Raw genomic sequence first — 15896 nt, forward strand, 5'->3', positions numbered from 1 at the left:
GCCGGTCACCCGTGTTGTCCCTCACATACGGGTGACCGGGACCGGTGGGCCACAATGGCCCGCATGCCAACCGCACAGCCGTCCCCCTTCAATGACTATGACCGTTTCGCCGAGGCGTACGCGGCCGAGAACGAGGCCGGCCTCCTCAACGCCTACTACGAGCGGCCCGCCATGCTGGAGCTCGCCGGGGACGTGAGCGGCCGGCGGATCCTCGACGCCGGCTGCGGCTCGGGTCCGCTGCTGTCCGCGCTGCGCGACCGAGGCGCCATCGTGACCGGCGTAGACGTGAGCGCCGGGATGCTGGAACTGGCCCGACGGCGGCTGGGCGCCGACGCGGACCTGCGGGTCGCCGACCTGGCCGGCCCGCTGGCCTTTCCCGACGACGCGTTCGACGACGTCATCGCGTCCCTGGTACTGCACTACCTGCAAGACTGGGGACCGACCCTGGCCGAGCTGCGACGCGTGCTGAAGCCTGGGGGCCGGCTGCTCGTCTCGGTCGACCATCCTTTCGCGATCACCCTCATGCGTCGCCTGGCCGGGGACAAGACCAACTATTTCGAGATCCGCAACCGGACCGAAGAGTGGACCATGGGCGGGCGGGCCGCCCAGATGAGCTTCTGGGACCGGCCGCTGCACGCGATGACCGACGCCTTCACCGCGGCCGGCTTCCGCATCAGCGTCATCAGCGAACCGCCACCCGCGCCGGAAGCCCACGACCTGTTCCCCGAGGTGTTCCGCGAGCTCGCCGGTACGAGGTTTCTGGGCTTCCTGTTCTTCGTTCTGGAGGCTGGCTGACGGGCGCGCTCGGCACCCCGCGCCGGCCGAACACCGACTCACGGGAGGCCACCCACCCTGACCAGATGCCGGTCCTCAACTGGCTCCATGGTGTCCCGAGAACATCGGGCGCGGGGGCAGATTCGGTCGCCGCGCTCCTGGTGATGAAGCTCTCGGTCCGTAACGAGCGAGCGAATCGGGAATTCGCCTCGCCCTGCCGGACACGAGAGGGTGCAATGAGGCGATGAGAGGGAGATCTCCCCATGTGCCTCCGCGTGAGGTCCTCGCCGCGGCCGCCGCCGCCCGCGCCCGCCGGATGGCCGCCGCTTTTCCAGCGCCTCCCGCCGAAACACCCTCGACACCGCCTGCCCGGCCGGTCTGGAGGCAGCTTCTCGCGCGGCTTTCGACAGCGGCCGTGTTCGCGGCCTGCGGCGTCGCCGCGCTCCTGCTGCCGGAACCGGACTGGGCGCGCTGGACGCTGGGTGGCATCGCCCTCGCGATCGCGGCCGGGTACGGGATCGCCTTCCTGGTCGGACCGGCCGCCCGCCGCCTGGCCGGGGAGACCACGCCGCTGACCCCGGCGGACCGCTCGCGGATGACCGCCGCCGAACGGGTGGAGGCGCTCAACGCCGCCCGCCATACCCTCATCCAGTCGGCCACCGGATTGGTGGTGATCGGCGGTGTCGTCTTCACCGCGCTGGGCCTGTGGTACACCGCCCGCACCGTCGACACCGCACAGGAGACGACGAGGATCGCTCTCGAAGGCCAGATCACCGACCGCTACACCAAGGCCGTCGAACAGCTCGGCTCGGACAAGCAGGACGTACGGCTCGGCGGCATCTACGCCCTGCAGCGCCTGGCAGCCGACTCCCCGCGCGATACCCACACCATCATCAGCGTGCTGGCCGCCTTCGCCCGCGGGCACGACACCTGTACGCCCGCGGCGAAAGGAGAAGCTTCCCCGAAACCGTGCACCACCAAGGATCTGGATGACATCCCCAAGACGGCTTCCATCACGCCGGGAGCCGACGTCTTCGCCGCCATCGACGGAGCGATCTCACTCGCCCGTGACATCGCTCCTCCAGACCCGGAGGGTGTCTACTCGTGGGTGTCACTCGGCAGGGTGAGTTGCCCCTCCACCGTGCTGAGAAGCCGCGACTGGAGAGGCGCTCAACGGACCATGGTGGACCTGGGCAACGCCGATCTGCGTGGCGCGGATCTGCGGGGAGCCCAGCTGGCGTTCGTCCATCTCGTCGACGCCGACCTGCGCCGCGCGAACCTTGGATACGCGGAGCTGCCGCGGGCGAATCTGAGCAACGCGCGGCTGAACGGCGCGAACCTGACCAGCGCCCACCTGGACCACGCGCAGATGAGCCTCGCGACTCTCACCGGCGCCCAGCTGATCCATGCGAGCTTGGCCGGGGCAGACCTCGCCCATGCCCAGCTGCGCGATGCGAACCTCACGAAGGCAGATCTGAGGGCCGCCAAGCTTCACAAGGCGGACCTGCGCGGAGCGGACCTTTGGACTGCTGACCTCACCCGCGCCGACCTCAGCGACGCGGACCTGACCGGAGCGGATCTGCGAGGCGCGAACCTGAGCGGCGTGAACCTCAGCGGCGTCAAGGGCTTGACCGGCCGGAACCTGGAGGCGCTCCTCCAACGCGCGGCCGGCTGACCGAGTACGCGGATCATTGCCCATCCGCTCGATCCGCGCCGGGTCGATCCCGCCTGCGGGCAGGTCGCGGTACCCGCTCGGCTCACCTGGCCATGAGGTTCGGTGGCGGCCACCCAACCCGGGCTCCCTATGATGTCCTGAAGCAGGGAGGTATAGGGAAGGGGGTGTCGCATGGGTGACGTGGTGCTTCGGGCGATCGCGGCGGGTGAGGTCGTGCTGCGGAACGAGGCCACGCGGGCCGCCTGGACGGTGCGGCTGCCCGCGTTCGAGCTGGCGGTGCATCCGGTGACGCGGGATCTGTACCGGTCCGTCGTCGGCGGGGCGCCGGGGAAGGAGCCGGTGACCGACGTGTCGTGGCGGGACGCGCTGCGCTTTTGCAACCGGCTCTCGGCCGAAGCGGGACTCACGCCCTGCTACGTCATCGGCGACGACCCCGACGCCCTCGACGTGGCCCGCGACGTGGCCGCCGACGGGTACCGGCTGCCGAGCGAGGCGGAGTGGGAGTACGGCTGCCGCGCCGCCACCACCGGCGAGCGTTACGGCGACCTCGACGCCATCGCCTGGCACCGGGGCAACTCCGGCGGCGCCGCCCGCGAGGTGGCCACCAGGCAGCCGAACGCCTGGGGCCTTCACGACACGATCGGCAACGTGTGGGAATGGTGCTGGGACCTGTTCGACCCGGCGGTCTACGGGCCGTACCGCGTGTTCAGGGGTGGTGGCTGGCAGGACACCGCGCGGGGCTGCCGCGCCTCGGCCCGACGCAGGTCGCATCCGTCCCTGCGCATCGACGACCTCGGCTTCCGCCTGGCCCGCGGTCCGGGGCCCGGCCTCAGCCGGGCGTGCGCTGGTTGAGGTAGGGGTCGCGTCCCACCTCGGCGAACGACTCCACCACCCCCGGGCCCTCCAGCCGGAAGTCGCACCCGTCGGGCGACTCGGGGTTCAATACAGCGTTCCATTGCAGCAGCGCCTTGATGTTCGGCATCGCCTTCAGCGCCGCGGGGATGCCGCGGAACCAGTCGGCCTTGGCCGTGGGCCTGCGCGGGTCCACCTCGGTGCCGTACTCGCCGATGATGATCGGCTTGTCGTCGAACCCGTTGGCCTGGAACCAGTCGTAGGTGGGCCTGAGGGTCTCCTCGAAGCTCTTCCACGCCGCCCCGCGGCAGGTCGCGAAGTTGTACGGGTCGTAGCTGACCCAGTCGACGTACTCGTCGCCCGGATACAGGGCCTTCCACTGGTCCTTGTACTCCATGAACCCGGTCACGGCCCACACCCAGATCACGTTGGTGACACCGAGCTTCTGGAAACGATCGTGGATGTGCCGGTAGGCGGCCACGTACTCCTTGGGGGTGCCGCTGGTGGTGCGCCGGTCCATCTCGCCGTCGAAGCCGACCATGACGGGCTTGCCGTACCTCTTGATGCGCTGGGCCTGTTTGTCGATGACGGAGGCGTCCATGGTGCCGGAGGCGATGTCGCGCCACAGCAGCGTGCGCTCCGGGCTGCCCCAGATCTTGGCCTCCCAGCTCAGCAGCAGGATGCGGTCGCGGCCGAGTGCGACCTCGTCCTCGCGCATGAACGTTCCATTGGGGCCGGTGGACATGTCGTGGTAGCTGAACACGATGTCGAGCTTGCGGCCGAGCCGCGACTCCATGTCGCCGACGGCCTGGCCGACGGGGGTGCGGTTGCCCGGCGGGGCGATGTACATGCCCCAGTACGCGCCGCACGGCGGCACCAGCTTGCCGGTGGCGGCGCAGGTGGCGGCGGGGGAGGCGGGTGCGCTCGTGCTCGGAACGGCGGGGGCCGTGCTCGGGGCGGCGGTGGGGGGTGGGGTGGTGCTGCAGCTCGCGGCGAGCAGTACCAGGAGGCTTGCGGAAGCCGTCCATCCGGCTCTCGCGAGGCCGCGCCGTCCCGCGGAAATAGGCGACAAGACCAGCCGCTCCTACTCATCGTAGTAGTTTACTATTCAAGCATAACGCAGGACTTCAACCCCGTGATGACGACTATAGGAGGGCGTCGGCCCGGCCGTACCTGCAGATTTGCTGTGAATCTACGATGATCAACAGTCAGCGCTCGATCAGCGTGACCTCAAGGGAGTAGAGCGAGGCCCGGTAGACGTGCGAGCCGTGCTCGACGGCGCGGCCCTGGTCGTCGTAGGTGGTGCGGACCATCGTCAGCAGCGGCGCGCCCCGCCGCTCGTCGAGGAGCTTGGCCTCGGCCGGGTTGGCCGCCCGGGCTCCTATGCGCTGGTTGGCCACCCGCATGCGGACCCCGGCGCCGCGCAGCAGCTCATACAGGCCGCGGCCCTCCAGGTCGGCGGCGGTGAGCCTGGCCAGGCCGATCGGCAGCCAGTTGTGCAGGACGGCCAGCGGCTCGCCGGAGGCGAAGCGCAGGCGCTCCAGGTAGAGGATCTCGGTGCCGGTCTCGACGCCGAGGATGGGCGCGATCTCCTCGGCGACCGGCCGCGGCTCCAGGGCCAGGACCTGCGTGGCGGGCTCCTGCCCGGACCTGCGCAGGTCGTCGTAGAGGCTGGTGAGCTCGACCGATCGCTTGACCTGTCCGTGCACGACCTGGGTGCCGACGCCGCGCTTGCGCACCAGCAGGCCCTTGTCGACCAGGTACTGGATCGCCTGGCGGATCGTCGGGCGCGACAGGCCGAGCCGGTCGGCGAGCAGAATCTCGTTGTCCAGCCGTGATCCGGGTGCCAGATCCCCGCGCCGGATGGCCTCGGCGATCTGCTCGGCCACCTGGAAATACAGGGGGACGGGGCTGGACCGGTCCAGATCGATCGCCAAGGGTGCGGACATGCTGATCAGATTATCCGAGGTCAGAATGTCCTGACAAATAGCCGGGAAGCTCGCTCAGCGTGGCGATCCTGGCGAACCCCTCCGGAGCCGTCTCCACGCCCAGGCGATCCAGCCACAGCGAGCGCATCCCGGCGGCCGCCGGGCCGGTGACGTCGTTGACGAGGTCGTCGCCGACGAGCAGGACCGCGCCGGGCTCCAGTCCGAGGCGGTCCGCGGCGGCCAGGTAGGAGGCGGGGGCGGGCTTGAAGTGCCCGCCGAGCACGTCGCCGCTCAGCACCGGCCCGAGCTCGCCCAGCCCGATCGCGCGCATCTTGGCGGTCTGGACGGGGCTGCTGCCGTTCGTGAGCACGCCGAGCCGGTAGCCGCCGAGCCGCGCGAGGGCCGCGTGCACGTCGGGGTAGGCGCTCCAGCCCGCGCGATAGTGCCGGGTGAACGCGGCGAACGCCGCGTCGGGATCCTCCGGTACGGCCAGCTCCAGCGCATGGCAGATTCCGAGGATCCGGCGCCGCCGCTGCTCCTGAAGGTCGCACTGCCCGGCATGCCAGGCCGACAGGTGCACGTCCTCCAGTTCCGCCCACACCTTGGCCGCCCGCTCGGGCAGGGGCAGACCGGGCGCGCTGTCGGCGATCCAGGCGGCGATCCCCGCGTCGGCGGCGGCACGATGGTCCATCAGGGTGCCGTCAAGGTCGAAAAGGATGCCTTTGATCACCCGCCCATCCTTCCGTACGCATCCGAACCGCTCTCTAGCGGGCTTCTTTGGCAAACCATGAGGAACCGGTGCCACGGGTCAGACCTACGCTGGGATGGATCCGTAGTCAGGAGGAACCATGAAGTTCATGGACGTCCACCACGGTATGCGGGGCATCACCGCAGATCAGCTGCGCGAAGCCCATGACGCCGACCTGGCCATCCAATCGGAGGAGAAAGTCACCTTCGAGCAGGCCTGGGCGGACCCCGAGTCGGGGCTCGTCTACTGCCTGTCGGACGCGCCGGACGCCGCCGCCGTTCAGCGGATCCATCAGCGCGCGGGCCATCCGGCCGACGAGATCCACCCCGTGCCGCTGACGATCTGAGGGGGCGAAGGAACATGATCGAAGTCAAGAACGTCGACAAGCCCGACGAACGCCGGGACTTCCCGCGCGGCCACCTGGAGGTGTGCAACCTCAGCGGGCTCAGCTTCGGCATCGCGACCATGGAGCCCGGGTGGAGGTGGTCGGAGTCCGTCAAGCCGATCGCCGGCACGGAGCTGTGCGAGGTCCACCACAACGGCTACGTCGTCCAGGGCCGCCTGCGCCTGCGCATGGGCGACGGCACCGAGGCCGAGGTCGGGCCCGGCGACGTGTTCGTCTGCCCGCCCGGTCACGACGCCTGGGTGGTCGGCGACGAGCAGTTCATCGTCTACGACTTCGCGGGCGGCGCCGCGGAGTACGCCAAACGCGAAGGGAGCTAGTCCGGCCATGGCTGCGGCGGGGCGCGGGCCCCGCCGCACGGGCGCGGGAAGGGGCGTCAGTTCTTGGGGACCCAGCGCGCGCGCAGCTCCGGCGGCGTGGGCGGCTCGCCCGGCAGCGTGCGGGCGGCGGAGGGCAGGCGGATGGCGTCGAGCACGAGGGCGAGGTAGCGGCGGCGCAACTCGGCGGTGCGGGCCTCGTCGCCCAGGCGGACCGAGGCCAGCTGCTCGAACAGCAGGGCCACGTCGGAGTTGGTCACGTCCGGGCGCAGCGCGCCGGCCTCGCGGGCGCGGTCGGGTACGGCGTGCGACAGCTCGCCCCCGCGCCCGGCCAGCTCGAACAGCTCGGGGGTGGGCTGGAAGGTGCCGGCCAGCGAGATCGTCAGCGAGTGCGTGTCGGCGTCGACCACCTCCTCCATGAAGCGGGCGAAGGCCTCCCACGGGTCGAGGTCAGGGTCGAGGGCCCGCTCGCCGGCCTCGTTGTAGGCGCGCATGCCGTCGGCGCAGAGTTTCTGCAGCAGCGCGTCCTTGCTGGGGTAGCGCCGATAGAGTGCGCTGATGCCCACACCGGCGCGCTCGGCCACGGCGGCGATCGGAGCGGAGGGGTTGGCGGTGAAGACCTCCTTGGCCGCCTGGAGGATCACCTCGTCGTTGCGCGCGGCCTGCTTCTTGCGGCCGCTCATCGGTGTGCTCGTCATCTCTCCACTGTAACACTGGAACGGAGAATTCCGTTCTATATTGTAGGTCTTAATGTCACGACAAATGGTTGACAGTGGAGCGTGGCAGGACTAGAACCGGGGCAAGCCGTTGGTCTTGGAGGTTGAAGCCATGAAGCGAACCCGGATCGTGGTGGCCGTGCTCGGCGCCCTGGCGCTGGCCGGATGCTCGGGCGGAGGCGGGGCGGGCCAGAGCGCCGCGAGCTCCCCGGCCGCGCAGGCACCGGCGGCCACCGGCGGCGCCGCGGGCACGTACGCGGTGATCACCCACGCCGCCGCCGGCGACAAGTTCTGGGACGTGGTCAAGAAGGGCGCCGAGGCCGCGGGCAAGCAGTACGGCGCGAGCGTCACCTACCAGGGCGACGGCGACGCGGGCAAGCAGTCGCAGCTCATCGACCAGGCGGTCTCGCAGAAGGTCGACGGGATCGTGGTCTCCATGGCCAACCCGGACGCGCTGAAGGAGTCGATCGGCAAGGCGGTGGCCGCGAAGATCCCCGTGGTGACCATCAACTCCGGCGCCGAATCCTCCAAGGCGTTCGGCGCGCTCACCCACGTGGGCCAGTCGGAGGACGTGGCCGGGCGGGGCGCGGGCGAGCAACTGAAGGCGGCAGGGGTCTCGAAGCTGCTGTGCGTGATCCACGAGGCCGGCAACGTCGGCCTGGAGCAGCGGTGCAAGGGCGCCGAGCAGAGCCTGGGCGGCACCGTCGAACGCCTGCAGGTGGATGTCAGCAACCTTGCCGACGTCACCTCCAAGGTGGCGGCCAAGCTGCAGTCCGACACCTCCGTCAACGGCGTGCTCGCGCTCAACCCGGCCGTGGCCGCCGCCGCCCGCGACGCGATCAAGGATGCCGGCTCGCAGGCCAAGCTGGCCACCTTCGACCTGTCGCCCGACGTGATCGCCGCGATCAACGCCGGGGAGGTGCTGTTCGCCGTGGACCAGCAGCAGTATCTGCAGGGCTGGCTGCCGATCACCTTCCTCAAGCTCTACAAGGACAACCTCAACACCGTGGGCGGCGGGCTGCCGGTCAACACCGGTCCCGGCTTCGTCACCAAGGACAACGCGGCGCAGGTCGAGAAGCTGGCCGGCGAAGGCACCCGATGACCGCGGTCAGGCCCGACGAGCGGCTGGCCGACGTCGGCCGGTTGCGGCGGACGCTGATCCGCCCCGAGCTCGGCGCGGTCGTCGGCGCGATCATCGTCTTCGCCTTCTTCGCCGCGCAGTCGCCGGTCTTCCGCTCGCCCGCCGGCATCGCCAACTGGCTCGACCCGGCCGCCACGCTCGGCATCATGGCGGTCGCGATCGCGCTGCTGATGATCGGCGGCGAGTTCGACCTGTCGGCGGGCGTGCTGACCGGCACCACCGGGCTCATCCTGGTCACGCTGGCCACCGAGTACGGCGTGAACGTCTGGCTCGCCATGCTGATCGGTCTCGCGGTGGCGCTCGGGATCGGCTTTCTCAACGGGATCGTCGTCACCCGTACCAAGCTGCCCAGCTTCATCGTGACGCTCGGCTCCTTCCTCATGCTGCAGGGCATCAACCTGGGCGTCACCAAGCTGATCACCGGCACCGTGCAGGTCAGCGGGCTGCGCACGGCCCCGGGCTTCGAGTCGGCGCGAGTGATCTTCGCGGGCACGATCCAGATCGGGCAGGTGCACTTCCGCGTGGCGATCCTGTGGTGGCTGGCGGCGACGGCGCTGGCCACGTGGGTGCTCATGCGGACCCGCGCCGGAAACTGGATCTTCGCCGCGGGCGGCAACGAGCAGGCCGCCCGCGCGGTCGGCGTGCCCGCCGCCCGCACGAAGATCGCGCTGTTCATGACGACGGCGCTCGCCGCGTGGCTGGTCGGCTCGATCATGGCGCTGCGCTACACGTCCGTGCAGGCCAACATCGGCATCGGGCAGGAGTTCATCTACATCATCGCCGCCGTCATCGGCGGCTGCCTGCTCACCGGCGGGTACGGCTCGGCCATCGGGGCCGCGATCGGCGCCGTCATCTTCGGCATGGCCGACAAGGGCATCGTCTTCCTGGGCTGGGACGCCGACTGGTTCAAGTTCTTCCTCGGCGCGATGCTGCTGCTGGCCACCCTCGCCAACCGCCTGGTACGGCGCTACGCGGAAGAGGTGAAGCGGTGATCCTGCAGACCAGGGCGATCGGCAAGGCGTTCGGCTCGGTGCTGGCGCTGCGCGAGGTGTCCATGGGCGTGGCCGCCGGGCAGGTCACCTGCGTGCTCGGCGACAACGGCGCGGGCAAGTCGACGCTCATCAAGATCCTGTCGGGGGTGCACCGGCACGACGCGGGTGAGCTGCTGCTGGACGGCGTGCCGGTCAGCTTCGCCAGCCCGCGCGCGGCGCTGGACCACGGCATCGCCACCGTCTACCAGGACCTGGCGATGATCCCGCTCATGTCGGTGTGGCGCAACTTCTTCCTCGGCTCCGAGCCGCGCAAGAGCTTCGGCCGCTTCGACGTGGCCACGGCCAGACGGGTGGCCCGCGAGGAACTGCGCGCGATGGGCATCGACATCCGCGACGTCGACCAGCCGGTCGGCACGTTGTCGGGCGGCGAGCGGCAGTCGGTGGCGATCGCGCGGGCGGTCCACCTGGGCGCGCGCGTGCTCATCCTCGACGAGCCGACCTCGGCGCTGGGCGTCAAGCAGGCCGGGGTGGTGCTGCGCTACATCGCGCGCGCCCGCGACCGGGGGCTGGGCGTGGTGTTCATCACCCACAACCCCCACCACGCCTACCCGGTGGGCGATCGTTTCCTGCTGCTCAACCGCGGCACCAGCCTCGGCGAGTACGCCAAGGCCGACATCACCCGCGAGCGGCTGACCTCGCTCATGGCCGGCGGCGCGGAGCTGGAGCAACTGGAGCACGAACTGCGCCGGGAGTGAGCTCAGTCCTCGTCGGGCAGATCCCGGTCCAGGCGGGAGGTGGACAGGTCGGAGCCCCACAGCAGTTCGCGGCGGACGGCGCGTTCCGCGTCGCCGGTGTCGTGGACGGGCTGCGGTGGCTCGGGCGCGCTCTCGGCGTCGGCCACGCGGGTGGCGTCGGCGTGGTCGGCCTGTTCCGGCGCCGCGCCCGCCCTGGCGGTCTTCTCCATCCGCCCGGCGGCCTCGTTCACATCGCTCATAGGGGCAACGCTAGGGTGCGGCGGTTCAGCGCCGGGCCAACGGCGTGCCAAGAAGAGCGGGTTCGCGCAGGGCGGGGACGACCTCGCGGGCCAGGCGTTCGACCTGCTCGTCGCGGTCCTCGCCGGAGGGCATCAGGTTGAAGGAGGTGAAGCCGATGCGCTGGAAGCCCCGCAGCGCGTCGATGAGATGGGCGGGTGGGCCGGCCAGCTCGCCCGGCTCGGCGCCGGGCCTGTCCTGGACGCGCAGAGCGAGGTTGTAGGCGCAGGTGATCTCTTCGGGGGCGCGTCCCGCCTCGTGCGCGGCGGTCAGCAGGCGCGTGCGCATCGCGGTGACCTCCCCGGGCCCGGCGAAGCCGTGGGAGGGGATCCAGCCGTCGGCCAGGCGGCCGGTGACGGCCAGCGCGCGGGGGCCGAAGGTGCCGAGCCAGATGGGGATGCGCCGCGCCGGCTTGGGTTCGAGGTCGGCGGCCTCGGTGCGGTGGTGGCGGCCCTCGAAGGTGAAGCGTCGCTCGCTCCACAGGCCGCGGATGATCTGGACGGCCTCGGCCAGCCCGTCGACCTTCTCGCGGGCCGTGGGCACGCGCATGCCGTACGCGCGGAACTCCTCGTCGGAGTAGCCGCCGCCGAGGCCGAGGATGAGCCGGCCACCGGACAGGCGGTCGAAGGTCTCGGCCATCTTGGCGACCATGGCGACGTTGCGGTACGGCACGCCGAGCACCCGGGTGGCGACCTTGATCCGCGTGGTGGCGGCGGCGATCCAGGACAGCATGGTCCAGGTCTCGAAGCTGTCGTGCGTGGTGCAGGGGTGGTCGGCGGAGGAGACGTAGTCGAAGCCGAGTTCCTCGGCGCGGCGGGCCTCGGCGACCGGGTCGGCCCCGGGCGCGGCCGAGGTGGAGATGTTCAGGCCGAAGGTTGACATGACAACAACCGTAGGCCGGGGGTTGGTGACGTGTCAACTACACTGGGGGCATGACAGAGGACGCGCGATGGCTCGACGAGACGGAGGCACGGGCGTGGCTCGGCTACCGGCGGATGTTCCTGCTGCTCAACCGGGAGGTCGCCCGGGACCTGGCGCAGGAGTGCGGCCTGTCGGAGGCCGACTACGACGTGCTGTCCAACCTGTCGGGCGCGCCCGGGGCCAGCATCCGGCTGACCACGCTGGCCGCGCACCTGAAGTGGTCGAAGAGCCGGCTGTCGCACCAGCTGACCCGCATGCAGCAGCGCGGCCTGATCTCCCGGCAGGAGCATCCCTCCGACGGGCGCGGGGCGGTCATCGTCCTGACCGGGGAGGGCCTGCGGACCATCGAGGAGGCCGCCCCCGGCCACGTCGCCTCGGTGCGCCGGCACTTCATCGATCTGCTGACCCCGCGGGAGCTGGCGGCGTTCGGCGACATCGCCTGGACCGTGGTCGACCGGCTGGACGAAGCCGCGCGCGAGACCTCCTGAGTCGCCGATTCCGGTCCATAGAAATCTACAATGTAAAGGCGTCCGCGCGGTGCTTCCGGGTGCTCTAACGTGACAAAGCACGCAAAACTCAACCAAGGAGCTGCATCGTGGCACGCGACGCCGTCTGGGCGGTCATCACCGGCATGTACGAGGCCTACACCCGAGGCGACCGGGACGGCATCGACCGCCGCCTGCACCCGGAGGCCACGATCTTCGACTCCGACCACCCCGGCCTGATCACCACCCGCGAACAGCTGAACAAGGTCCGCGACGCCCGCCCCGACGAGGGCCCGGTCACGCTCACCGCCTACGACGAGGTCGTCGACGTGTGGGGCGAGAGCGCGCTGGCCCGCTACGTGCTGCGCGTCGCCTTCGAGACCGGCGCGCCGCAGATCGTGCGCACCACCTCGGTGCTCCGCCGCGAGGGCGGTGAGTGGCGGATCGTGCACGTGCACGAGAACACGCTCTGACCTGCGCGTATGCTAGAGCTCCAGGGCAGGGTGCACACCGCCGGCCGTACCTGACGTGCGGTGTGCACACCGACGCGGACGGGGGGCGTGCCTAGGGTGCGGCACAACGTCGCGCCCCCCTTCCGAGGAGCACCACATGACCGCTACCTCCGCGCGAACGCTCCCCATCGGGGCGGCGTTCGACCGGATGCCGTTCACCCGCCGGCACGTGCTGATCGCGCTGGCGCTGTTCGTCGCGTTCGTCATCGAGTCGTGGGAGCAGCTCGCGCTGATCTACGTCGCGGGCGATCTGGGCGGCGCCTTCGGCATCGACGAGGCGGGCATCGGCATCGTGCTGTCGGCGGTGGCGTTCGGCATGATCCCCGGCGTGCTCATCTGGGGCCCCGTCGCCGACCGCGTCGGCCGCAAGCCCACCGCCTTCTGGTCGCTGCTGGCCTACGGCGTCATCGCCTTCGCCTCGGCCTTCGCGCCGAACCTGCCCACGCTCATCACGCTGCGGGTGGCCTCCGGCCTGGCGCTGGCCGGCGTCTACACCATCACCTTCCCCTACTTCCTGGAACTGCTGCCCACCCGCCACCGCGGCCGCGCCGCCGTCTACCTGTCGATCGGCTGGCCCATCGGCATCCTGGCCGCCATCGGCGCCTCCCTCGCGTTCGGCGACATGGGCTGGCACGTGGTCATCATCGCCAGCGCGGTGGCCGGGCTGTGGGCGTTCGCGATCCGCGCCTGGGTCCCCGAGTCGCCGTACTGGCTGGCCGCCCGCGGCCGCCAGGACGAGGCGCGAGCGGTGCTGCGCCGGCTGTCCAGCCCCGACGCCGACGCCGAGTTCACCGTCGCGGCGCGCCGCCCCGGCAACCCGCTGGACCTGTTCCGCGGCAGGCTGGCGAAGATCACGGTCATCATGCTGCTGCTGAACTTCGCCTTCAACTGGGGTTACTGGGGCCTGCAGACGTGGCTGCCCACCCTGCTGCAGGAACGTGGCCTCACCCTCGACGCCTCGCTCGGCTTCGCGGCGCTGAGCGCGCTCATGATGATCCCCGGATACGTGAGCGCCTCGCTGCTGACCGGCCGGTTCGGCCGCAAGAAGGTCTTCCTGGTGTACGTCGTGGCCGCCGCGCTGGGCGGGCTGTGGTTCGCGCTGGCCGACAGCACGTGGGAGCTGTACGCGGGCAACTTCGTGCTGGCGTTCTTCAGCCTGGGCGCGTGGGGCGTGTGGAACACCTGGAACGGCGAGTTCTACCCGACCGCGCTGCGCGGAACCGGCTACTCGTGGGCGACCGCCGCCCAGCTGGTCGCCACCACCGCGGCGCCGTCGGCCGTGGGGGCGCTGCTGGCCGGGGCGACCGGGTTCACCACGACCATTCTGATCATCAACGCGTTCATGGTGGTCACGGCGCTGCTGGCCGTACCGCTGCCGGAGACCGAAGGCCGCGAGCTGGAGTGATCGTCGGCGTCGCACCCGGGCGGCCCGCGACCACGGTCGCGGCCGTGCGTGACGGCGCGCTGGTGTTCTCCCGGCAGTTGCCGGCCGCGGCCGGGCCGCCGTTCGGCGGCCTGGCGAAGCTGGCCGGTGGGCTGGGCGCGCGGGCCGTCTGCGTGGCGCTGGACCTGGAGGAGGCCGAGCCGGCGCCGGTGGCGGCGATCCGGGTGGGCGGGCCGTGCCCCGAGGTGCTCGGGCCGCACCCGGCCCATCCCGGCGGGGCGGCGACGATCGTGCGGGGCGGGCACAGCCTGACCGGCCGCCCGCTGGCGCCGCTGGACGTCGAGGCGGTACGGCGCTTCGCCGGTTCGTGCGGGCTGAGCGACTTCGCGGTGACGGCGACCGGCTCGCCCGTGCTGGCCGACCATGAGCTGGCGGTGGCGGAGATCGTGGCGGCCGAGGTGCCCGGGGCGCGGATCACCCTGTCGTATGAGTTCGGGCGGGCGGGGCTGCGTGAGCGTGAGGAGGACGCGATGCTCAACGCCGCCCTGGGACCGGCGGCGGTGCGGGTGGTGCGCGAGGTGGGGCAGGCGCTGGACGGGCTGCCGCTGTATTTCGCCAGGACCGGGTACGGGCTGGTGTCGGCGCATTATTTCCGCCGTTATCCGCTGATCTGCCGGTTCGGGGCGACGGCGAGCCTGGCGCGCGGCCTGGCCGTCCTGGGGGGCGAGGGCGAGGAGGGGGCGGCGCGGGCGTTCGGGGCGGCGCTGGGGCAGCCGGTGGCCGAGGTGGAGCGGATCGTGCAGGCGCGGGGGCGGGCGGAGCTCGATCGGGTTCTGCGCGACGCGCGCGACGAGGCGCTGACCCGGGTGGTGAGCGCGGGGGCGGCTCCCGGGTCGGCGTCCATCGTCTCGCTGACGGTCAACCCGCTGTCGTACCTGCCGCACGGGCTGTACCGGGTGCGGGCCTCGGCCGGGGGAGCGACGCCGTGATCGGGCCCGGGGAACTGGCGCGGTTCGCGGCCGGGTCGCGGTTGTTCGCGACGGGGGCCGCGGAGTCGTCGTACCGGCTGGTGCTGGACTGGGCGGGCTCGGTGATCGGGCGGGGTGTGCCGGTCGTGGCGGCCGGTGCGCTGCCGGGGGAGACCGTGTGCGTGGCGGTCTCGCTGGTGGGCTCGACGACGGCGCTGGGGGAGCAGTTGCCCGCGGGCGATGAGCCGGTGCGGGCGGTGCGGGCCCTGGAGCGGCGGCTGGGCGCGGCGGTGGGCGCGGTGGTGGCGCTGAACCTGGCGGCGGAGAACGCGCTGCTGCCGTTGGTGGCCGCGGCGCTGCTGGGGGTGCCGCTGGTGGACGGCGACGGGACGGGGCGGGTGTTTCCGCTGGTGGAGCAGACGACGTACACGCTGGGCGGGGTGAGCGCGACGCCGCTGGCGCTGGCGGGGGGCGGCGGGGAGCTGGTGGTGCTGGAGACGGCGCCGGACCGGGTGGAGGCGGTGGTGCGTCCTTTGGTGCTGGCGATGGGCGGGTGGGCGGTGGGCGCCTGCTATCCGATGAGCGCGCGGGAACTGGAGGGGGCGATGGTGCCGGGGACCGTGGGGCGGTTGCTGGAGGCGGGGGCGCCGGGGGCGGATCGGGCGGTGGCGGCGCCGTACGGGATGAAGACGTTGTGCCGCGGCGTGATCGCCGCGGTGGAGGGCAGCAGCGGGCACGGCGCGGACCTGGAGCTGCCGTCGCTGCCGTCGAGCATCGTGGTGGAGGAGACGGGCGGGCTGCGGCGGCTGGTGCGGCTGGAGGCGCACAACGAGATCGTGCTGGCGCTGGCCGACGGTGCGCCGGTGGCGATGGCGCCCGACCTGATCTGCCTGGTGTCGGCGGTGGATCAGCTGGTGGTCGACGTGGACAAGGCGGCGCCGGGCATGGAGGTCGAGGTCATGGTGGTGCGGGCGGCTCCGGTGTGGCACACCGAGCGGGGGCAGGAGCTGGGCGGGGTGCGGGCGTTCGGGGTGCCGTTGTGAGGGCGC

General features: G+C 71.4%; 19 protein-coding genes. 13 read left to right on the forward strand and 6 right to left on the reverse strand.

Going from position 1 to position 15896, the window contains the following annotated elements:
• Positions 1-54 precede the first annotated feature (54 nt).
• The 3 genes from ACIBKY_RS38010 (at position 55) to ACIBKY_RS38020 (ending at position 3301) form a co-directional block, all read left to right on the forward strand.
• Positions 55-795, forward strand: coding sequence for a class I SAM-dependent methyltransferase (locus ACIBKY_RS38010; protein ID WP_397104597.1), 741 nt, complete (start codon positions 55-57; stop codon positions 793-795).
• Between the two features lie 394 nt (positions 796-1189).
• The gene (locus tag ACIBKY_RS38015; RefSeq protein ID WP_397104599.1) at positions 1190-2449 is read left to right on the forward strand and encodes a pentapeptide repeat-containing protein; all 1260 of its coding nucleotides are present in this window, start codon (positions 1190-1192) and stop codon (positions 2447-2449) included.
• A 171-nt stretch (positions 2450-2620) separates the two neighbouring features.
• Positions 2621-3301 (forward strand): formylglycine-generating enzyme family protein, encoded by a 681-nt coding sequence (locus tag ACIBKY_RS38020; RefSeq protein ID WP_397104601.1) that lies wholly within the window; start codon positions 2621-2623, stop codon positions 3299-3301.
• Here ACIBKY_RS38020 and ACIBKY_RS38025 read toward each other — a convergent pair.
• The 3 genes from ACIBKY_RS38025 to ACIBKY_RS38035 all read right to left on the reverse strand — a co-directional run bounded on the left by ACIBKY_RS38025 (position 3279) and on the right by ACIBKY_RS38035 (position 5959).
• Complete coding sequence (locus tag ACIBKY_RS38025; protein ID WP_397104603.1) at positions 3279-4373, reverse strand: glycoside hydrolase family 26 protein; 1095 nt, start codon at positions 4371-4373, stop codon at positions 3279-3281. The two genes, ACIBKY_RS38020 and ACIBKY_RS38025, sit on opposite strands and share 23 nt — an antisense overlap.
• Before the next feature lie 136 nt (positions 4374-4509).
• Complete coding sequence (locus ACIBKY_RS38030; protein WP_397104605.1) at positions 4510-5250, reverse strand: GntR family transcriptional regulator; 741 nt, start codon at positions 5248-5250, stop codon at positions 4510-4512.
• Between the two features lie 10 nt (positions 5251-5260).
• Complete coding sequence (locus tag ACIBKY_RS38035) at positions 5261-5959, reverse strand: HAD family hydrolase (protein ID WP_397104607.1); 699 nt, start codon at positions 5957-5959, stop codon at positions 5261-5263.
• 118 nt (positions 5960-6077) lie between these two features.
• Here ACIBKY_RS38035 and ACIBKY_RS38040 point away from each other — a divergent pair, with 118 nt between their 5' ends.
• Together ACIBKY_RS38040 and ACIBKY_RS38045 are read left to right on the forward strand one after the other, a co-directional pair.
• Positions 6078-6323, forward strand: coding sequence for an SCO4226 family nickel-binding protein (locus ACIBKY_RS38040; protein ID WP_397104609.1), 246 nt, complete (start codon positions 6078-6080; stop codon positions 6321-6323).
• Between the two features lie 14 nt (positions 6324-6337).
• The gene (locus tag ACIBKY_RS38045) at positions 6338-6700 is read left to right on the forward strand and encodes a cupin domain-containing protein (protein WP_379624162.1); all 363 of its coding nucleotides are present in this window, start codon (positions 6338-6340) and stop codon (positions 6698-6700) included.
• A gap of 56 nt (positions 6701-6756) precedes the next feature.
• Here the strand turns inward: ACIBKY_RS38045 and ACIBKY_RS38050 are convergent, their stop codons facing one another.
• Positions 6757-7395 (reverse strand): TetR/AcrR family transcriptional regulator, encoded by a 639-nt coding sequence (locus ACIBKY_RS38050; protein ID WP_397104611.1) that lies wholly within the window; start codon positions 7393-7395, stop codon positions 6757-6759.
• Between the two features lie 130 nt (positions 7396-7525).
• Here ACIBKY_RS38050 and ACIBKY_RS38055 point away from each other — a divergent pair, with 130 nt between their 5' ends.
• The 3 genes from ACIBKY_RS38055 to ACIBKY_RS38065 are packed head-to-tail and all read left to right on the forward strand — an operon-like array spanning position 7526 to position 10301.
• Complete coding sequence (locus ACIBKY_RS38055) at positions 7526-8515, forward strand: sugar ABC transporter substrate-binding protein (protein ID WP_397104613.1); 990 nt, start codon at positions 7526-7528, stop codon at positions 8513-8515.
• Entirely contained in the window at positions 8512-9546 is a 1035-nt protein-coding gene (locus ACIBKY_RS38060; protein ID WP_397104615.1) for an ABC transporter permease, read from the forward strand. The genes ACIBKY_RS38055 and ACIBKY_RS38060 overlap by 4 nt, the downstream gene beginning before the upstream one ends.
• Complete coding sequence (locus tag ACIBKY_RS38065; protein WP_397104617.1) at positions 9543-10301, forward strand: ATP-binding cassette domain-containing protein; 759 nt, start codon at positions 9543-9545, stop codon at positions 10299-10301. The genes ACIBKY_RS38060 and ACIBKY_RS38065 overlap by 4 nt, the downstream gene beginning before the upstream one ends.
• 2 nt (positions 10302-10303) lie before the next feature.
• On the opposite strand, the gene ACIBKY_RS38070 is transcribed toward ACIBKY_RS38065, so the two are convergent.
• Positions 10304-10540, reverse strand: coding sequence for a hypothetical protein (locus ACIBKY_RS38070; protein WP_397104619.1), 237 nt, complete (start codon positions 10538-10540; stop codon positions 10304-10306).
• Positions 10541-10565: 25 nt separating this feature from the next.
• Complete coding sequence (locus tag ACIBKY_RS38075) at positions 10566-11459, reverse strand: LLM class flavin-dependent oxidoreductase (RefSeq protein ID WP_397104621.1); 894 nt, start codon at positions 11457-11459, stop codon at positions 10566-10568.
• Positions 11460-11509: 50 nt separating this feature from the next.
• Between ACIBKY_RS38075 and ACIBKY_RS38080 the strand changes: the two genes are divergently transcribed.
• From ACIBKY_RS38080 to ACIBKY_RS38100, 5 genes are all read left to right on the forward strand, one after another.
• Positions 11510-11986, forward strand: a complete 477-nt coding sequence (locus tag ACIBKY_RS38080) for a MarR family winged helix-turn-helix transcriptional regulator (RefSeq protein ID WP_397104623.1) — start codon at positions 11510-11512, stop codon at positions 11984-11986.
• A gap of 107 nt (positions 11987-12093) precedes the next feature.
• A complete protein-coding gene (locus tag ACIBKY_RS38085; RefSeq protein ID WP_397104626.1) occupies positions 12094-12456 on the forward strand; it encodes a nuclear transport factor 2 family protein in 363 nt (120 codons plus the stop codon).
• A gap of 136 nt (positions 12457-12592) precedes the next feature.
• A complete protein-coding gene (locus ACIBKY_RS38090) occupies positions 12593-13900 on the forward strand; it encodes an MFS transporter (protein ID WP_397104628.1) in 1308 nt (435 codons plus the stop codon).
• Positions 13897-14868 carry a hypothetical protein gene (locus ACIBKY_RS38095; protein WP_397104630.1) on the forward strand — a complete coding sequence of 324 codons (972 nt, stop codon included), beginning with the start codon at positions 13897-13899 and terminating at the stop codon, positions 14866-14868. The genes ACIBKY_RS38090 and ACIBKY_RS38095 overlap by 4 nt, the downstream gene beginning before the upstream one ends.
• The gene (locus ACIBKY_RS38100) at positions 14865-15890 is read left to right on the forward strand and encodes a DUF917 domain-containing protein (protein ID WP_397104632.1); all 1026 of its coding nucleotides are present in this window, start codon (positions 14865-14867) and stop codon (positions 15888-15890) included. Before ACIBKY_RS38095 ends, ACIBKY_RS38100 begins: the two co-directional genes overlap by 4 nt.
• Positions 15891-15896 lie beyond the last annotated feature (6 nt).

It is taken from the genome of Nonomuraea sp. NPDC050394 (genome assembly GCF_044459065.1).
In the GTDB taxonomy this organism is placed as follows: domain Bacteria; phylum Actinomycetota; class Actinomycetes; order Streptosporangiales; family Streptosporangiaceae; genus Nonomuraea.

Coding starts and splice junctions, on each gene's coding strand:
- ACIBKY_RS38010 (WP_397104597.1), top strand. CDS start 55: ATGGCCCGCATGCCAACCGCACAGCCGTCCCCCTTCAATGACTATGAC.
- ACIBKY_RS38020 (WP_397104601.1), top strand. CDS start 2,621: ATGGGTGACGTGGTGCTTCGGGCGATCGCGGCGGGTGAGGTCGTGCTG.
- ACIBKY_RS38030 (WP_397104605.1), bottom strand. CDS start 5,250: ATGTCCGCACCCTTGGCGATCGATCTGGACCGGTCCAGCCCCGTCCCC.
- ACIBKY_RS38040 (WP_397104609.1), top strand. CDS start 6,078: ATGAAGTTCATGGACGTCCACCACGGTATGCGGGGCATCACCGCAGAT.
- ACIBKY_RS38045 (WP_379624162.1), top strand. CDS start 6,338: ATGATCGAAGTCAAGAACGTCGACAAGCCCGACGAACGCCGGGACTTC.
- ACIBKY_RS38050 (WP_397104611.1), bottom strand. CDS start 7,395: ATGACGAGCACACCGATGAGCGGCCGCAAGAAGCAGGCCGCGCGCAAC.
- ACIBKY_RS38055 (WP_397104613.1), top strand. CDS start 7,526: ATGAAGCGAACCCGGATCGTGGTGGCCGTGCTCGGCGCCCTGGCGCTG.
- ACIBKY_RS38060 (WP_397104615.1), top strand. CDS start 8,512: ATGACCGCGGTCAGGCCCGACGAGCGGCTGGCCGACGTCGGCCGGTTG.
- ACIBKY_RS38070 (WP_397104619.1), bottom strand. CDS start 10,540: ATGAGCGATGTGAACGAGGCCGCCGGGCGGATGGAGAAGACCGCCAGG.
- ACIBKY_RS38075 (WP_397104621.1), bottom strand. CDS start 11,459: ATGTCAACCTTCGGCCTGAACATCTCCACCTCGGCCGCGCCCGGGGCC.
- ACIBKY_RS38080 (WP_397104623.1), top strand. CDS start 11,510: ATGACAGAGGACGCGCGATGGCTCGACGAGACGGAGGCACGGGCGTGG.
- ACIBKY_RS38090 (WP_397104628.1), top strand. CDS start 12,593: ATGACCGCTACCTCCGCGCGAACGCTCCCCATCGGGGCGGCGTTCGAC.